At 72.2% G+C, this 14,855-nt stretch carries 14 protein-coding genes and 1 pseudogene; 11 read left to right on the forward strand and 4 right to left on the reverse strand.

What is annotated here, in order from left to right; genetic code table 11:
- Window positions 1-223 precede the first annotated feature (223 nt).
- From QFZ75_RS00630 to QFZ75_RS00640, 3 genes are all read left to right on the forward strand, one after another.
- A complete protein-coding gene (locus tag QFZ75_RS00630) occupies window positions 224-1,090 on the forward strand; it encodes an SAM-dependent methyltransferase (RefSeq protein ID WP_307533195.1) in 867 nt (288 codons plus the stop codon).
- A gap of 1 nt (window position 1,091) precedes the next feature.
- A complete protein-coding gene (locus tag QFZ75_RS00635) occupies window positions 1,092-2,558 on the forward strand; it encodes an NAD(P)/FAD-dependent oxidoreductase (protein ID WP_307533196.1) in 1,467 nt (488 codons plus the stop codon).
- Window positions 2,559-2,644: 86 nt separating this feature from the next.
- Window positions 2,645-3,310, forward strand: a complete 666-nt coding sequence (locus tag QFZ75_RS00640) for a LysR substrate-binding domain-containing protein (protein WP_307533198.1) — start codon at window positions 2,645-2,647, stop codon at window positions 3,308-3,310.
- An 8-nt stretch (window positions 3,311-3,318) separates the two neighbouring features.
- Here the strand turns inward: QFZ75_RS00640 and QFZ75_RS00645 are convergent, their stop codons facing one another.
- On the reverse strand, window positions 3,319-3,762 hold the full coding sequence (locus QFZ75_RS00645) for an STAS domain-containing protein (protein WP_307533200.1): 444 nt from the start codon (window positions 3,760-3,762) through the stop codon (window positions 3,319-3,321).
- Window positions 3,763-3,854: 92 nt separating this feature from the next.
- Here QFZ75_RS00645 and QFZ75_RS00650 point away from each other — a divergent pair, with 92 nt between their 5' ends.
- Window positions 3,855-4,352 carry an ATP-binding protein gene (locus QFZ75_RS00650; RefSeq protein WP_373465790.1) on the forward strand — a complete coding sequence of 166 codons (498 nt, stop codon included), beginning with the start codon at window positions 3,855-3,857 and terminating at the stop codon, window positions 4,350-4,352.
- Window positions 4,353-4,391: 39 nt separating this feature from the next.
- Here QFZ75_RS00650 and QFZ75_RS00655 read toward each other — a convergent pair whose 3' ends face one another.
- Together QFZ75_RS00655 and QFZ75_RS00660 are read right to left on the reverse strand one after the other, a co-directional pair.
- On the reverse strand, window positions 4,392-4,784 hold the full coding sequence (locus QFZ75_RS00655) for a hypothetical protein (protein WP_307533201.1): 393 nt from the start codon (window positions 4,782-4,784) through the stop codon (window positions 4,392-4,394).
- A gap of 216 nt (window positions 4,785-5,000) precedes the next feature.
- Window positions 5,001-6,065 carry a lipoate--protein ligase family protein gene (locus QFZ75_RS00660; RefSeq protein ID WP_307533203.1) on the reverse strand — a complete coding sequence of 355 codons (1,065 nt, stop codon included), beginning with the start codon at window positions 6,063-6,065 and terminating at the stop codon, window positions 5,001-5,003.
- Window positions 6,066-6,324: 259 nt separating this feature from the next.
- Between QFZ75_RS00660 and QFZ75_RS00665 the strand changes: the two genes are divergently transcribed.
- Window positions 6,325-6,840, forward strand: a complete 516-nt coding sequence (locus QFZ75_RS00665) for an SRPBCC family protein (protein WP_307533205.1) — start codon at window positions 6,325-6,327, stop codon at window positions 6,838-6,840.
- A 54-nt stretch (window positions 6,841-6,894) separates the two neighbouring features.
- Entirely contained in the window at window positions 6,895-9,231 is a 2,337-nt protein-coding gene (locus tag QFZ75_RS00670) for an FdhF/YdeP family oxidoreductase (protein WP_307533207.1), read from the forward strand.
- Between the two features lie 75 nt (window positions 9,232-9,306).
- Here the strand turns inward: QFZ75_RS00670 and QFZ75_RS00675 are convergent, their stop codons facing one another.
- Window positions 9,307-9,510 carry a cold-shock protein gene (locus QFZ75_RS00675; RefSeq protein ID WP_107014587.1) on the reverse strand — a complete coding sequence of 68 codons (204 nt, stop codon included), beginning with the start codon at window positions 9,508-9,510 and terminating at the stop codon, window positions 9,307-9,309.
- Window positions 9,511-10,000: 490 nt separating this feature from the next.
- On the opposite strand from QFZ75_RS00675, the pseudogene QFZ75_RS41000 reads away from it, so the two are divergent.
- From QFZ75_RS41000 to QFZ75_RS00700, 5 genes and pseudogenes are all read left to right on the forward strand, one after another.
- Window positions 10,001-10,123 (forward strand): annotated as a pseudogene (locus tag QFZ75_RS41000) (NADP-dependent oxidoreductase); the annotation flags it as partial.
- Between the two features lie 91 nt (window positions 10,124-10,214).
- Window positions 10,215-11,198 (forward strand): bile acid:sodium symporter family protein, encoded by a 984-nt coding sequence (locus tag QFZ75_RS00685; protein WP_307533212.1) that lies wholly within the window; start codon window positions 10,215-10,217, stop codon window positions 11,196-11,198.
- 114 nt (window positions 11,199-11,312) lie between these two features.
- Window positions 11,313-12,305, forward strand: a complete 993-nt coding sequence (locus tag QFZ75_RS00690; RefSeq protein WP_307533214.1) for a nitrilase-related carbon-nitrogen hydrolase — start codon at window positions 11,313-11,315, stop codon at window positions 12,303-12,305.
- 176 nt (window positions 12,306-12,481) lie between these two features.
- Window positions 12,482-13,306 carry an Lrp/AsnC family transcriptional regulator gene (locus QFZ75_RS00695; RefSeq protein WP_307533216.1) on the forward strand — a complete coding sequence of 275 codons (825 nt, stop codon included), beginning with the start codon at window positions 12,482-12,484 and terminating at the stop codon, window positions 13,304-13,306.
- Between the two features lie 179 nt (window positions 13,307-13,485).
- Entirely contained in the window at window positions 13,486-14,652 is a 1,167-nt protein-coding gene (locus QFZ75_RS00700) for an FAD-binding oxidoreductase (protein ID WP_307533218.1), read from the forward strand.
- The last annotated feature ends 203 nt before the right edge of the window (window positions 14,653-14,855 follow it).

Below are 14,855 nucleotides of genomic sequence, written 5' to 3' on the forward strand. Positions count from 1 at the left end.
CGCGAGCGCCGCCTCCGTCGCGTAGCGGCCGACGGACCCGGGGCACCCCCTACTCGGGCCCGGGCAGCCGTGGGGCACCCCTAACGTGCACAAGTTCCGTTGATCGCGCAGGACTTGCGGCTGAGAATGGCGTCTGCCGGGGCCCACCGGCAAGTCCACAGTGCTCGCGCGACCGGGCCGCGGAATCGGCCGGCGTCGCGGGCACGGGCCGAGGAGGGAACCCATGACCAGCACACCGGACGCACTGGACGCGGTCGAGCGGACCGCGCTCCTGACCGCGGCCCTGCGCGCCGCGGAGACCGCCCGCGAGGACCGGCTCTACACGGATCCGTACGCGGCGCAGCTGGTCGGTGCCGTCGGCCCCGGTCTGCTGAGCGAGGTGCGGGCGGCCACCTTCCCGGCAGCCTCGGCCCGCAGCGTGCCGAGCACCCCCGACTACAACGCCATCCGCACCCGGTTCTTCGACGACTTCCTCCAGCGTGAGGCGTCGGCCGCCGACCGGCCGCAGATCGTCCTCGCCCCGGCGGGCATGGACTCGCGCGCCTACCGCCTCGACTGGCCCGCGCACACACGCTATTTCGAGGTCGACCGCCCCGCCGTGCTCGCCTTCAAGAAGAAGCGGCTGCACGACGCCGAGCCGCGCGTCGACCACCGCACCGTCGCCGTCGACCTCACCTCCCCCGACTGGGAAGAGGCACTGATCGCGGCCGGCTACGCGCCGGACGCCCCGTCGGTGTGGCTGCTGGAAGGCCTCCTCTACTACATCGCCCAGGACGACGCACACCGCATCCTGGAACGGGTGGCGGCCGTCATGGCACCGGGCAGCCGCATCGCCGCGGACATCGTCAACGACTCCGCCCTGACGCTGCCCGGCATGCGGCCCCTGCTCGACGTGTTCGCCGGATGGGGCTGCCCCTGGGTCTTCGGCACCGACGAGCCGGAAACCCTCTTCGACGCCCACGGCTACAAGGTCCGGGCCGTGCAGCCCGGCGATCCGGAGGCCGACTACGGCCGCTGGCCCGACCCGGTGCCGCCGCGCGGCGAGACCGGTGTGCGTCGTGTCTTCTTCGTCCACGGCACCAGGAGCTGACATGGCCGACGTCGTGATCGTCGGCGCCAGCATCGCCGGCCTGGCCACCGCGCTCGCCATGGGCGGAGCCGGCCACCGGGTCCGGGTGCTGGAACGTGCCGACGCCCCGCCCCAGGGACCCCCGGGAGAGGTCGCACTGGACTGGGACCGGCCCACCGTGCCCCAGGCGGTGCACTCCCACACGATCTCCTCGTCCGCCGTGGCCGTACTGCGCAGCAGGGTGCCCCGGCTGCTGGAGCGGCTGACGGAGAACGGAGCCGAACTCCTCGACCTGCTGGACGCCCTGCCGCCGCTGGTGACGGATCGCGCCCGCGAGGTGGGCGACGAGGAACTGGTGGCCCTGGCCTGTCGCCGCAACGTCCTCGAACTGCTCCTGTACCGCACCGCCCAGGAGCTGCCCCACGTCGGGATCGAGCACAACGTCACCGTCCGAGGCGCGGAGTTCGACCCGGCACCGGGCGCCCGCATCCGGTCGGTGACCGACGCGGACGGCAGGCGTGTCCCGGCGGACGTGGTCGTCGACGCCACCGGTCGCCGTACGGAGTCCCGGTCCTGGCTGGAGGCGGCGGGCGTACCGCTCGCCCCCGACCTGACGGTGCCGAGCGCCATGACCGGCTTCAGCCGCCACTACCGGCTCCGCTCCCCGGGCCGGCCCGCTCCGCTCAACCGCGGCAACGCGACCGCGGGGGTCTGGGACCACTACGCCGCCGCCCTGCACCCGGGTGACAACGGCACCTTCGCCATCGCGCTGATGATGCCCACCGGGGACCGGGAGACGGCCTCGCTGCGCGACCCGGCGGCCTTCGGCGCCGTCGCCCGGGCCACCCCCGGCCTCGGCCCGTGGCTGGAGCCCGGGGTGAGCGAAGCCCTGACGCCGGTCAACGTGATCGCCTGCCCGCCGAACACCCTGCGGGGCACGGTCACCGACCGGCAGGAGCCCGTCGCGGGCCTCTTCGCCGTCGGTGACGCCGCCTGTGTCACCAACCCGCTCTTCGGGCGCGGCATGTCGCTCGCCCTGCGCCACGCCTTCGAGCTGGCCGACCTGATCGGCACCGGCCGGGTGGACCATGCCACGAGCCGGGCCGCCGCCCGGCTGGCGGAGCGGGTGTACCTGCCCTGGTACGAGGCCGCCGCGCGGGACGACGGCCGGCGCTCGGCGCTCTGGGACGCGTCCAGGGGGATCAGCCCCGCGGAACCCGCGCCGTCCTCCGGGTCCGCACCGTCCCCCGGTCCCGCGGCCGGTTCCGGACCCGTGCAACTGCGCGACGCGATGCTGTCGGACGCCTGGGTGTGGCGTGCGATGACCCGCTCCGTCATGGGGCTGCGACCGCCGGCCGAGGTCTTCGGCGACGAGAAGTTCCTCGCCCGTGTCCGGCAGGCACCGCCGGTCGACCCCGCCCTGATCCCGTCGGCGCCGACCCGGGAGGAGCTGCTGGGCATCCTCGCGTCGTCCGGGGGAGCCGGGTAGACGACGACCCGCGCACCCCGCGGCAGACCCTTTACCGTCCGCCCGTCCGCCCGTGCAGCACTCGTCGAAGAGAAGAGGACCCGATCGTGTCCGACACCCCTGCCGAGCCGGCCGGCGGCCGCATCCGTCTCGGCTACCCCAGCTCTCCGCGGACGGCACACGAACTGCTCGCGACCGTGGGGCTCTCCCCGAAGGACGCGTTCCTCGCCCCGTACGACCTCAACGACCCCTTCTCAGCACTGCGCAAGGGTGAACTGGACGTTCTGATCGTCAAGTTCGACCCCGACGAGGCTGACCTCGAGGTCAGCGGGGTCCTGGGCACCGAGCAGCGCGCCGCCGTCCTCGGCAGCGCTCACCCCCTCGCCGGCCGGGACTCCCTCTCGATCGAGGAACTCGCCGACTACGACGGTTTCGAATGCCCCGGTTCCTTTCCCGCCTACCTCTGGGACGAGGTCGTACCGCCCCGTACCCCCGGTGGCCGCGTGATCAACAGGCGGCACCGGGCGACCTCGATCGAGGAGATGATGGGCCTGGTCGTTCGGGACAACGCGGTACACATCTCGGTGATCTCCCTGGCCGACATGGCGCCCCCGGCGCTCAGGATCGTCCCCATCCACGATCTCCCGCCGACCTCGCTCCGTCTCGCCCGGCGTGCGGGCACCGACGTGCCCCCGCACGTCACCGCCTTCGTCGAGGCCGTCGAATCGGCCTGCCGTACGACGGTGACGCGGCACGCCGGGCTCGACGCCTGAACCCGGCGTCAGTTCCCCAGGGCCTGGTCCACCGTGGGATAGCACTGGATGATCGCGTCGAGGCCGACCATGTCCATCACGCGCCGTACGGGCGCCTGCGCACCGGCCACACGCACCCAGCCTTCGGTGGCCACCGCGGCCTTGTAGGCGATGATGAGCAGGTTGACGCCGCTGGAGTCCATGAAGGTCACCTCGGTCAGGTCCGCGACGGTCCGCAGCGGCGCGTCGCCGGCCGGTGACGTCAGCACGTCCCCGACCCGTCCACGCGCGTCATGGTCCAGGTCACCGGACAGGGTGACGACACGTACGCCGTCGGCGGTGGTGTAGCTGGTGGAAAGAGGGCCGGGCTGTGCCGGATGCGACTGGGTCACCGTGTCCTCACTGCGTTCGCCGATGCGGTTCAGGCCCGCGTACGTACCGCGGGTCTGCCACGAGCGGGCGCCAGGGTGCATGCTCGGACGGTGGGCCCGCACAGCAAGAGTCGCACGGAGTGGACCGTGCCGGGCACCAGGGCGGACGGGCAATCGCGAAGGCGGAGGGAAAAGTGCGGTCGGTGGGCGTGGGCGGCGACAGCGGCGGCAGGCCGGACGCCCGTGCCGGCATGTCCACCGCCATGCCGTTGAACGGTGGCAGCTCCTGCATCGCCGAAGCACGTCGCCTGGCGGTCGGCTTCCTCGGCCGCGCCCGCGCCGAGCGGAACGTGGTCGTGTCCGCCTACGCCGTGGACCTGACGCAGCTGGTGGTGAGCGAACTGGTGACCAACGCCCGCAAACACGCCCCCGGCCCCGCCCTGCTGGAACTGCGCATCACGGGCACCTCGGTGGAGGTGACCGTGCGGGACAGCGCCCGCAGACGGCCCGTCGTCCGCGCCGCCGATCCCCGACGGGTCGGCCAGCACGGTCTGGAGATCGTGACGGCCGTCGCCGAGAGGTTCCGCGTCCGCCTCGAACCGTCCGGCAAACGCATCACCGCCCACATCGCCCTGACCGACGCCTCCGACGGCAGCCGGGACGACACCGGCGCGCCCACCGGCCTCCGGTGACATGTCCTCCGCCCCGGCGACGGCGGAAAACGATCTGTCTCAGTTGACGCGTCGGTACGCGGCGCGGGCGTTGACGATGCGGGCGAAGACGGTTCCGGCGACGGTCGCGGCGAGCAGGCAGGCCAACCAGGCCGTGTCGCGGTGTCCGGCCCAGGTGAGCTGTCCGGCGGGCGGGACGGCGAAGCCGTTGAGCAACAGCCAGCACAGCAGGGCGGTGCCGGGCGCCGCCGTGAAGCGGGCGCACGCGCCGAGCAGGGTGGCGAGGAGCGAGAGCGCGATCAGGGCCGCGGTGGGCCGCCCGTGCGCACCGAGGTGGTTGGTGATCGCCACCAGCAGCAGCGCGCCGGTGAAGGCCGCGAACCAGACGAACGGGGTGGCGACGGGCCGGGGAACGGCCCTGGCTCCTGTGCTCAGCCGCATCCACTCGATCACTGCTCGTACTCCGTCCTCGTACCCTTCGTCGGGCGCGGACCGGGGACACGTTCTTACCGGGTCCGGACCGCCGGAGAATTCTCCCACCGAACGCGCGCGGTGCCATGGGCGAGATCGGCCATGACTGTCCCGTCTCTGCCTGTCCCTGTGCCTACGCACGCTCGGCGGGGACCGCGGCGGCACGCGGCTCCCGTCGGCCGACAGAGGCCGCCGCCGTCACGGTACGCGGGCGGTCCATTCCGGGGAGCCGAACTTCGACGTGGCCAGTTCCTCCGCCCGCTCGCGTTCCTCTTCGGTGACGCCGCCGGTGACAAGGCCGTAGCGTGCGCGGAAGGACGCGACCATACGGTCGATGACGGCTTCGCGGGACAGGCCGGTCTGCCGCCTGAGGGGATCGACACGCTTCCTGGCGCTGCCCGTGCCCTTGTCGGACAGCTTCTCCCGGCCGATGCGCAGCACCTCGAGCATCTTGTCCGCGTCGATGTCGTACGACATCGTCACGTGGTGCAGGATCGCTCCCGGGCCGCCGTCAGGGCCGACGATGCGCTTCTGCGCGGCTCCGGCGATCTTGCCGACGTCCGTGGCGATGTCGTTGAGAGGCTGGTACCAGGCCTTGACGCCCATGTCCCCGAGCGCTTCGAGCACCCAGTCGTCCAGGTAGGCGTACGAGTCGGCGAACGACAGGCCGGAGACGAGCGAGGCCGGGACCGAGAGCGAGTAGGTGATGGTGTTCCCGGGCTCCACGAACATCGCGCCGCCTCCCGAGATGCGCCGCACGACGGTCGTGCCGTGCCGGCGGGCGCCCTCCGCGTCGACCTCGTTGCGCAGCGACTGGAAACTGCCGATGATCACAGCCGGCCCGCCCCACTCCCACACCCGCAGGGTCGGTGGCCGTCGCCCCGCGGCGACCTCCGCGGTGAGGACTTCGTCGAGGGCCATGTGCAGTGCGGGCGACTGGGGCTCGTCGTGGATGAGCTGCCAGTCGTAGTCGGTCCAGTCCGTCGCCTGGGCGAGGGCCCGGCGCACGGCGATGGCGACACCTTCCGGGGTGACCCCGTACATGACCGTGCCCTCGGGGAGGCCCGCCTCGACGCGCGCGGCGAGTTCCGCCGCGTCGGTGGTGACCGGAAGCCCTTCGAGGACGCCGTCGATGGCGAGGATCGCCTCGTCGGGCTCGAGGAAGAAGTCGCCCGCGACACGGACGTCACGCAGGACGCCGTCCGTCTCGTCGAGGTCCACGACCACGAGTTTGCCGCCGGGGACCTTGTATTCGCCGTGCATGTCGCTTCCGCTCCCCACTCACTCGCCCGTCGCGCAACGCTGTCACCACAACGCCCTGCTCCCGCCACCCATTCCTGGTCGCGGCCGGATCGGGCGCGCCGCCCCACCGCGCGTTAGGGAATCCCGCTGACGGGTACTCGCCGCCCGGCAATGGACAGGGCAGGGCCGGGACCTGCAGTCGGCCCGGCGGGACGACGTGTGGCGACCGGCCGGACGTGCGGTGAGACTGGGGCGAGCGGCGCCTGACGATGGGTGGGTCATGTTTACCGTTGAGGAAACGATCGAGGTCGCGGTTCCGGTGAGTACCGCCTACAACCAGTGGACCCAGTTCAAGAGCTTTCCCCGCTTCATGACGGTGGTGAAGAGGGTCGACCAGGTCAGGCCCGCGCTGCTCACCTGGAAGCTCGCGGTCGGCCCCCTGCGCCACGAGTTCCAGGCCGAGATCGTGGAACAGGAACCCGACTCCCACCTGACGTGGCGGAGCCTTGAACGGCACACCGTCCACCAGGGTGAAGTGACGTTTCGGCCGACCTCGACGGGCGGCACGACCGTGGCCGTCCGGATCGAGATCGACTCGCGCGCCGCCGGCATCCTCGGCCGCCTGCCCAACCTGGTCGGCCGGATCGTCCAGCGGGAGCTGACGCACTTCAAGGCGTACGTCGAGGGGCTGGGCGCGGAGAGCGGCGCCTGGCGCGGCACCATCCGCGACGGACGCGTACGGCCCGAGGAGGAGCGGCCGCACAGGAGCCGGGTGGCCCACTGGCCCGTCGGCTGATCCTGGGCACGGCAGCAGCGTTAAGTGGCAGCACAGTGAGCGAGAGGCAACCTGATGAAGAAGGCGCCCGGCGACGAGCCCGACGAGGCTCTGACCGTGACCCCGCCGAAGAAGTGGGCCGCGGGCGTGCCCGCGGTGGTGCACGCCCTGGAGTACTCGCTGCAGGAGACCTCTCCCCGGCGTACCGGGGAGACGCTGCTGACCATGAACCAGGTGGGCGGCATCGACTGTCCCGGGTGCGCGTGGGCGGACCCCTCGCCGGGCCACCGGCATGTCAACGAGTACTGCGAGAACGGCGCCAAGCACATCAACGACGAGGCGACGCTGCGGCGCATCGGCCCCGACTTCTTCCGCAAGCACACGGTCTCCGAGCTGGGGCGGCGCTCCGACAAGTGGCTGAACCAGCAAGGACGGCTCACCGAGCCGATGGTCAAGCGGCCGGGCTCCGACTCCTACGAGCCGATCAGCTGGAGCGACGCCTTCGGACTGCTGGCGTCGGAGCTGAAGTCGCTCGACTCCCCCGACGAGGCCGTGTTCTACACCTCGGGCCGGGCCAGCAACGAGGCCGCCTTCGCGCTGCAGCTGTTCGCCAGGGCGCTGGGCACCAACAACCTGCCCGACTGCAGCAATCTGTGTCACGAGTCCAGCGGTTTCGCCCTGCACGAGACGCTGGGCACGGGCAAGGGAACGGTCAGCCTCGACGACCTGCACCATGCCGACCTGATCTTCGTGGTGGGGCAGAACCCCGGGACCAACCACCCGCGCCAGCTGTCCGCGCTGGAGGAGGCCAAGCTCAACGGGGCCCGCATCATCGCGGTGAACCCGCTGCCGGAGGCCGGGTTGCTGCGGTTCAAGAACCCGCAGAAGCCCCGCGGGGTGATCGGACAGGGCATCGAGATCGCCGACCGGTTCCTGCACATCCGCAACGGCGGCGACCTGGCCCTGTTCCAGGGGATCAACCGCCTGCTGCTGGAGGCCGAGGACGCCCGGCCGGGCGAGGTGCTCGCCCATGACTTCATCAGCAGCGACACCAAGGGCTTCGAGGAGTTCGCCGCACACGTCCGCACCATCGACTGGAACGACATCCTCGCCGCGACCGGCCTGGCCCGCGAGGAGATCGAGCAGGTCCGGGACGAGGTGCTGCGCAGCCGGCGCGTCATCGTCTGCTGGGCGATGGGCATCACCCAGCACAAGCACGCCGTCCCCACCATCCGGGAGATCGTGAACTTCCTGCTGCTGCGCGGGAACGTCGGCCGGGCCGGTACCGGCGCCTGTCCGGTGCGCGGGCACAGCAACGTGCAGGGCGACCGCACGATGGGCATCTGGGAGCAGATGCCGGACGACTTCCTGGACGCGCTCCAGGAGGAGTTCGGCTTCGACCCGCCGCGCGCCCACGGGCTGGACTCGGTGAACTCGATCCGGGCGATGCGCGAGGGACGTATCAAGTTCTTCCTCGGTCTGGCCGGCAACTTCGTGCGGGCCGCTCCGGACAGCGAGGTCACCGAGGAGGCCATGCGCAACTGCCGTCTCACGGCGCACATCTCGACCAAGCTGAACCGGTCCCACACCGTGTGCGGCGAGACCGCGCTCATCCTGCCGACCCTCGGCCGCACCGAACGGGACGTCCAGGCCGACGGGGAGCAGTTCGTCACCGTCGAGAACTCCATGAGCGAGGTGCACACCTCGCAGGGGCGCCTGCAGCCGGCCTCGCCGCTGCTGCTCAGCGAGATCTCCATCCTGTGCCGGCTCGCCCGTCACACCCTCGACGGCACGGCGGACATTCCGTGGGAGGAGTTCGAAGCGGACTACGGCGCGATCCGTGACAGCATCTCCCACATCGTCCCGGGACTGCACGACTTCAACCGGCGCGTGACACGGCCCGGTGGCATCCAGTTGCCGAACCCGGTCAACGAGGGCGTCTACCACAACGACGTCGGCAAGGCGCTGTTCACCGCCAACGACTTCGAGATGCTGCGGGCCCCGGAAGGGCATCTGCTGCTGCAGACGCTGCGTTCCCACGACCAGTGGAACACCGTTCCCTACACGTCCAACGACCGCTACCGGGGCATCCACGGGAGCCGCCGGGTGGTGCTCGTCAACCCGGAGGACGTGACCGAACTGGGCCTGGCCGACGGCCAGCACGTCGACCTGGTCAGCGTGTGGACCGACGGCACCGAGCGCCGCGCCGAGGACTTCCGTGTGGTCCCCTACCCCACCACCCGGGGCTGTGCCGCCGCGTACTACCCCGAGACCAATGTCCTGGTGCCGCTGGACAGCGTGGCCGACAAGAGCAACCAGCCCACGTCGAAGGCGGTCGTGGTCCGTCTGGAGCCTGCCGCGTCCCGGGCGTCGTCGGTGCCCGCATCCGCATCGCCGGCGTCGCGGGGCTGAACCCCGGGTCCTGGACGGAACGCGCAGGGGCGCCGGAACAGTTGTTCCGGCGCCCCTGCTGTGTCCGGCCGTGGATCAGGCGGGCGTGATGTTCTCCGCCTGCGGGCCCTTCTGGCCCTGCGTGACGTCGAAGTTCACGACCTGGCCCTCCTGGAGCTCACGGAAGCCGGAGGCGTTGATGTTCGAGTAGTGCGCGAAGACGTCGGGGCCCCCGCCCTCCTGCTCGATGAAGCCGAAGCCCTTCTCGGCGTTGAACCACTTGACAGTTCCCTTGGCCATGCTGGTGCCTTTCCAGTCGATATCGGCCTCGCACCGCGCGAGCCCGGAGGTGATCGCCCTGGTCCTGCACTGCACAGCAATATGCCCGCGCCGGAGCGCGGGCAGGTACTGCGAACCACGACATCTGGGGATGACGCTACACGGTGGAACGGCCCACCACCAGAGAGCAACGTCCATGATCCGAATTATGTCGCGCGGAAAGAGCCGGAGCCGTGGTGCGGATGGGGTGGAGAAGGACCGCAGCGCCCGTTCAGCCGTCCGGCCGTGAAGTGCCCGGAGTGCCTGAAGTCGCCGAGTGCGCCGAAGTCGGTCCCGGCGCAGCCCGATCCGCGGGGCGGCGTAAGGACCAGCACCGGGGTCCCGGAGCGGCACGGATCCATTCGGCGCCCTCGATGACGGAGGTGAGGGTGTCCTCGGTCATCGTGTCGGGGACCTGGACGCCGGCCCTGATCGCCCCCGGGCACGACCCCCCGTCGCCCTTCCAGGTGGAGTGGGCGTCACGGTCTCGAGCGTCCAGGTCCGCTCGAACGGCACGCAGCTCGCGGATGCCCGGGCGGCGCACGAGCGGGCCGCCCACGGTCGCATCCGGGGCCAGATCGCGCTCACGGTCGCCCTGCGCGTCCAGGCCGTCCAGGCCGTCCAGGGCCGTGATCACATCGCGAGACGCGCTTGCATCAGCCTCTGACCAGGCGTTGTCTCGCACGGTGAGTACCGAACAACCCGAGCGATCCGAGCGGCTCGAACCCCACGACCACGCCGAGGACGCCGCCGGCGACCGCTCCGCGCGCCGCGCCGTCACCGTCTTTCCCATCCTCGTCCTCGCCGCGGGCGCCCTGGGGCTGCTGCTCCCCGGCAGCTTCTCCGGCTGGGGCGAGTCGGTGCCGTACCTGCTGGGGGTGGTGATGTTCTGCATGGGCATCACGATGACTCCGCAGGACTTCCGCGGCGTCGCGAAACGGCCCTGGGCGGTGGCCCTCGGACTGGTCGCGCACTACGTCATCATGCCGGGCCTCGGCTGGGCCGTCGCCCACCTCCTGCAGCTTCCGCCGCAGCTCGCGGCGGGCGTCATCCTCGTCGGCTGCGCCCCCAGCGGTACCGCCTCCAACGTGGTGACGTACCTGGCGCGCGGTGACGTCGCCCTGTCCGTCTCCGTGGCCACCGTCTCCACGCTGGTGGCTCCCCTGGTCACCCCGCCGCTGACGCTGCTGCTGGCGGGCGAGTACCTGCCCGTCGACACCGGCTCCATGGTCACGGACATCCTCAAGACCGTGCTGCTGCCGGTCCTGGCGGGTCTCGGCGTACGGCTCCTCGCGGGCCGCTACGTGCAGCGGGCCCTGCCGGTGCTGCCCTGGCTGTCCGCCATGACCATCGGTGTGATCGTGACCGTCGTCGTGGCGGGCAGCGCCGACGCCATCAAGTCGGCCGCGCTGCTGGTGTTCGTCGCCGTCGTGCTCCACAACGGCCTCGGCCTGGTCCTGGGCTACGGCGCGGGCCGGCTCACCGGGATGGGCGAGCCGGCGAGCCGCGCCATGGCCTTCGAGGTCGGCATGCAGAACTCGGGGCTCGCGGCCTCGCTGGCCACCGCCCACTTCAGTCCGCTGGCCGCGCTGCCCGCCGCGGTCTTCTCCGTCTGGCACAACATCTCCGGCGCCCTCGCAGCCGCCTGGCTGTCACGCCGGGGCCGCTGACCGCCGCACCGCCGGGGCAGTGCGCGCCCGTCGCCGCCGGCCGCCGTCGTCCGTACACGGTTGCCGGCGGCCGGCCGGGCGTCCGCTCCGGATGCCAGGTCCTAGCCTCGCCCCATGACTACTGCGTCTCCCCCGCCCGCCGCGGAACCCCGTCTCCTCACCGCCGCCGTCGTGCAGGCCGCTGCCCCGTTGTTCGACACGCCCGGCGCCGTGGTCCGTGCCGGGGAGCTGATCCGGCAGGCCGTGGCCGAGCACGGCGCCGAGGTGGTCGTCCTGCCCGAGGCGTTCCTCGGGGGCTATCCCAAGGGCCTGGACTTCGGTGTCACCGTCGGCAGCCGGACCGCGGAGGGCCGCGAGCTGTTCCGCCGCTACCACGCGGCCGCCGTCGAGGTGCCCGGTCCCGAGGTGGACGCTCTCGCCGCGCTCACCCGTGAGCTGGGCTGCCACGCCGTCGTCGGCGCGGTCGAACGCAAGGGCGGCAGCCTCTACTGCGTGGCGCTCCTCCTCGGCCCCGGCGGCTTCCTGGGCCTGCACCGCAAACTGATGCCGACCGCCGCCGAGCGCTACCTCTGGGGCCAGGGGGACGGTTCCACCCTCCCGGTGGTCGACACCGGCTCCGCCCGTCTCGGCGCGGCCATCTGCTGGGAGAACTACATGCCGCTGTTCCGCACGGCGATGTACGCCAAGGGCGTGGACCTGTGGTGTGCCCCGACCGTCGACGACCGCGACGCCTGGCAGGCCACCATGCGCCACATCGCGCTGGAGGGCCGCTGTTTCGTTCTCGGCGCGGCCCAGTACCTGCGGCGCGACGGGCTGCCCGCCGACGTCCGCCCCGTCCAGGGCGACACCCCCGACACCGTCCTCATCGGCGGCGGCTCGGTCATCGTCTCCCCGCTCGGCGACGTCCTGGCGGGCCCGCTGCGTGACGGCGAGGGCATCCTGAGCGCGCGGCTCGACCTGGACGACCTCGTCCGGGCCCGCTTCGACTTCGACCCCACCGGCCACTACGCCCGCCCCGACGTCTTCAGCCTCCACGTCGACGAGACTCCCCGTGCCGCCGTCACTGGCGCCACCGCTGTGCGGCCCGCCCGGACGGACGCACGGTGAACTTTTTCAGACACTCAATGGCGTAATCCGTCACGTTCCAGCCATCCCCGGATACCGGCCCCAACTGGGTTCTTTACGCCTCCGTAACTCCGCGGCTGCCGGATGACACGGTTCTGACCAGCGATGATGCAGGATTCCTTCATTGACGGGGCCGGGCGCTCATTGGCGTCGGCGTCATGGACCACCGAGCCCCCGTGGCCGCCGTCGACGAGCTGGACCGGCGCATCATCGCCGCGCTCCAGCTCGACGGCCGTGCCCCGTGGAGCGCGGTGGCGCGCTGGGTGGACGCCAGCGGGACGACCGCCCAGCGGCGCTACCGGTCCCTGCGCGAGCGGGGGCTGCTGCGGGTCGTCGGCACCCTGGAGCTGGACCGGACGCGGGAGGGATCCTCCATGCTCGTCCGGGTGCGGGCCAGGCCCGGCCGCGGTCTGGACGTCGCGGACCGGCTCACCGCCAGCCCGGACGTGCGGTTCGTGGCCGTCGTCACCGGCGCCGCCGATCTCGTCGTCGACTTCGTCGCCCGCGACAACGAGGAGGTGATGCGGATCCTCTTCACCGACCTGCCGGCGGCCGACCTCATCACCAGCACCGAGGCCGTACCCGTCATCCGCGCGTTCACCTCGGCGTCGATGTGGGACACCGATCCGCTGCCCGCCGAGGCGGCGGCCGACCTGCGGCCCGGCTCACCGGCCTCCTCCTGCGACCGCGCCGACTGGGACGGGACGCCACGAGCGCTCACCGCCCTGGAGCAGGCGGTCGTCGCGGCGCTCGCGGAGGCGGCCCGCCGGTGCGCGGCGCTGCTCGGAGAGGATCTGCGGGAGGTGTCCGTCGGCGGGGCGAGCGACGGCAACTTCGTCGTGGCCGCGGGTACGCCCGTCCTGGACGGCATCGGAGCGGTCGGCTCGGGCGCGCACGCCCGTTCCGAGAACACCTCGGTGTCCGGCATGGTGGCACGTTCGGCGCCGGCGGCCACGGTGCTGGCCTCGCTGGCCGCCGGATGACGGGACGATGACCCGCGCGGGCGCCACGATCTCCTCGCCGCCCGCGGGGATGACCGACACCGCCCGTGCGGAGGTGACCGACACCGGTGACGGATCGGCGTTCGCGTGGCATGGTCCGGTCCACACGTGGTGTCGGCGGCGCCTGACGGCGCCGCCGCCGGAGAGGAGCCGGGCGGACCATGAGGGTCATTGTCATAGGGGCCGGTGTGCTGGGCGTGGGCGTCGCGAGGCAGCTCGCCGTCGCCGGTGAGGACGTCCTCCTGCTCGACCGGCGGGGAGCCGGCACGGGGACGAGCGCGACCACCTTCGCCTGGACCAACTCGTACCGCAGGCTCGACCCCGACTACCACCGGCTCGGCCTCGCGGGGATGGAGGAACACGCCCGGCTCGCCGGACAGCTGCCCGGTGCGCCGTCGTACTTCCCCAGCGGGGCGCTGCAGTGGGCGGACGCCGCGAACGAACAGTGGCTCGCGGACAACGTGGAACGCCTGCAGTCCCTCGGTTACCCCGCACGGTGGGTCACGCCCGCCGAAGCGGCACGGATCTCGGGTCCGCTGCGGATCCCGACGACCATCACGCGCATCGCGCACTTCCCCGGCGAGGGATACGTGCTGCCCGGCCTCTTCGTGCGCAGCCTGCTCGCGGATGCCGAGCGGCACGGTGCCGAGTACGTGGTCGGCGAGGCCGTGGAGATCGACGAGGGGCCCGACCGGGTGACCGTCACCCTGGCCGGGGGCGAGGTCAGGCCGGCCGACCGGGTCGTGCTGGCGGCGGGCCGCTGGACGCGGCGGCTCGCCGCGCGGGCCGGGATCGACGTTCCCATGGTGACGGACACCGGGCGCGGATCGCCGGCCGTCGGTCTGCTCGGATACGTACGCCACCCGGGGCTCGCCCTGCGCTGCGTGGTCCACAGCCCCGGCCTCAACCTCCGGCCCGCCGGTGACGGGTGCGCGGTCCTGCAGGCCCTCGACCTGAACGCGGACGTCGATCCGGCCGACCCCCCGTCCGCCGACGGAGACGTCGCGGGCACCTTCGCGCGCCGGTTCTCCGCACTGGTCACCCGGCGGGGCCGGGCACCGGAGATCGACCTGCGCGTCGGTGTCCGGTCGCTGCCCGCGGACGGCCGCACCATCGCCGGTCACGCCTCGGGGCATCCCCGCGTCTACTGCCTCGTCTCGCACAGCGGCGTCACCCTGGCACCCGTCCTGGGACGCCTGGTGGCGGCCGAGATCACGACCGGCCGGGAACAGGGTCTCCTCGCGGCTTTCCGGCCCACGCGCTTCACCGGCGGCCGGGGTCCGGGCCCGCAGGCCGACCAGCGCGCCACCAGGTTGGGCGAACAGTAGGTCCCTGCGCACGTGAGGGCCGCCGCGCCCGGCGAGACGGTCACCCGGCGGGAACGGAACGGGAACGGGGCCCGGGACAGTCCTGGTGACCCGGACGGCGGCAGGTCCGCCGCCGCCCGTGCCGTACTCCCCGCTGCAGTCCCCGCCTTCGTTCCGGCAACCGGTTTGGAGACCCCCATGGACCCGTCACCGCGCACCGGTGG

The sequence above is a fragment of the Streptomyces sp. V3I8 genome, assembly GCF_030817535.1.
GTDB lineage: Bacteria > Actinomycetota > Actinomycetes > Streptomycetales > Streptomycetaceae > Streptomyces.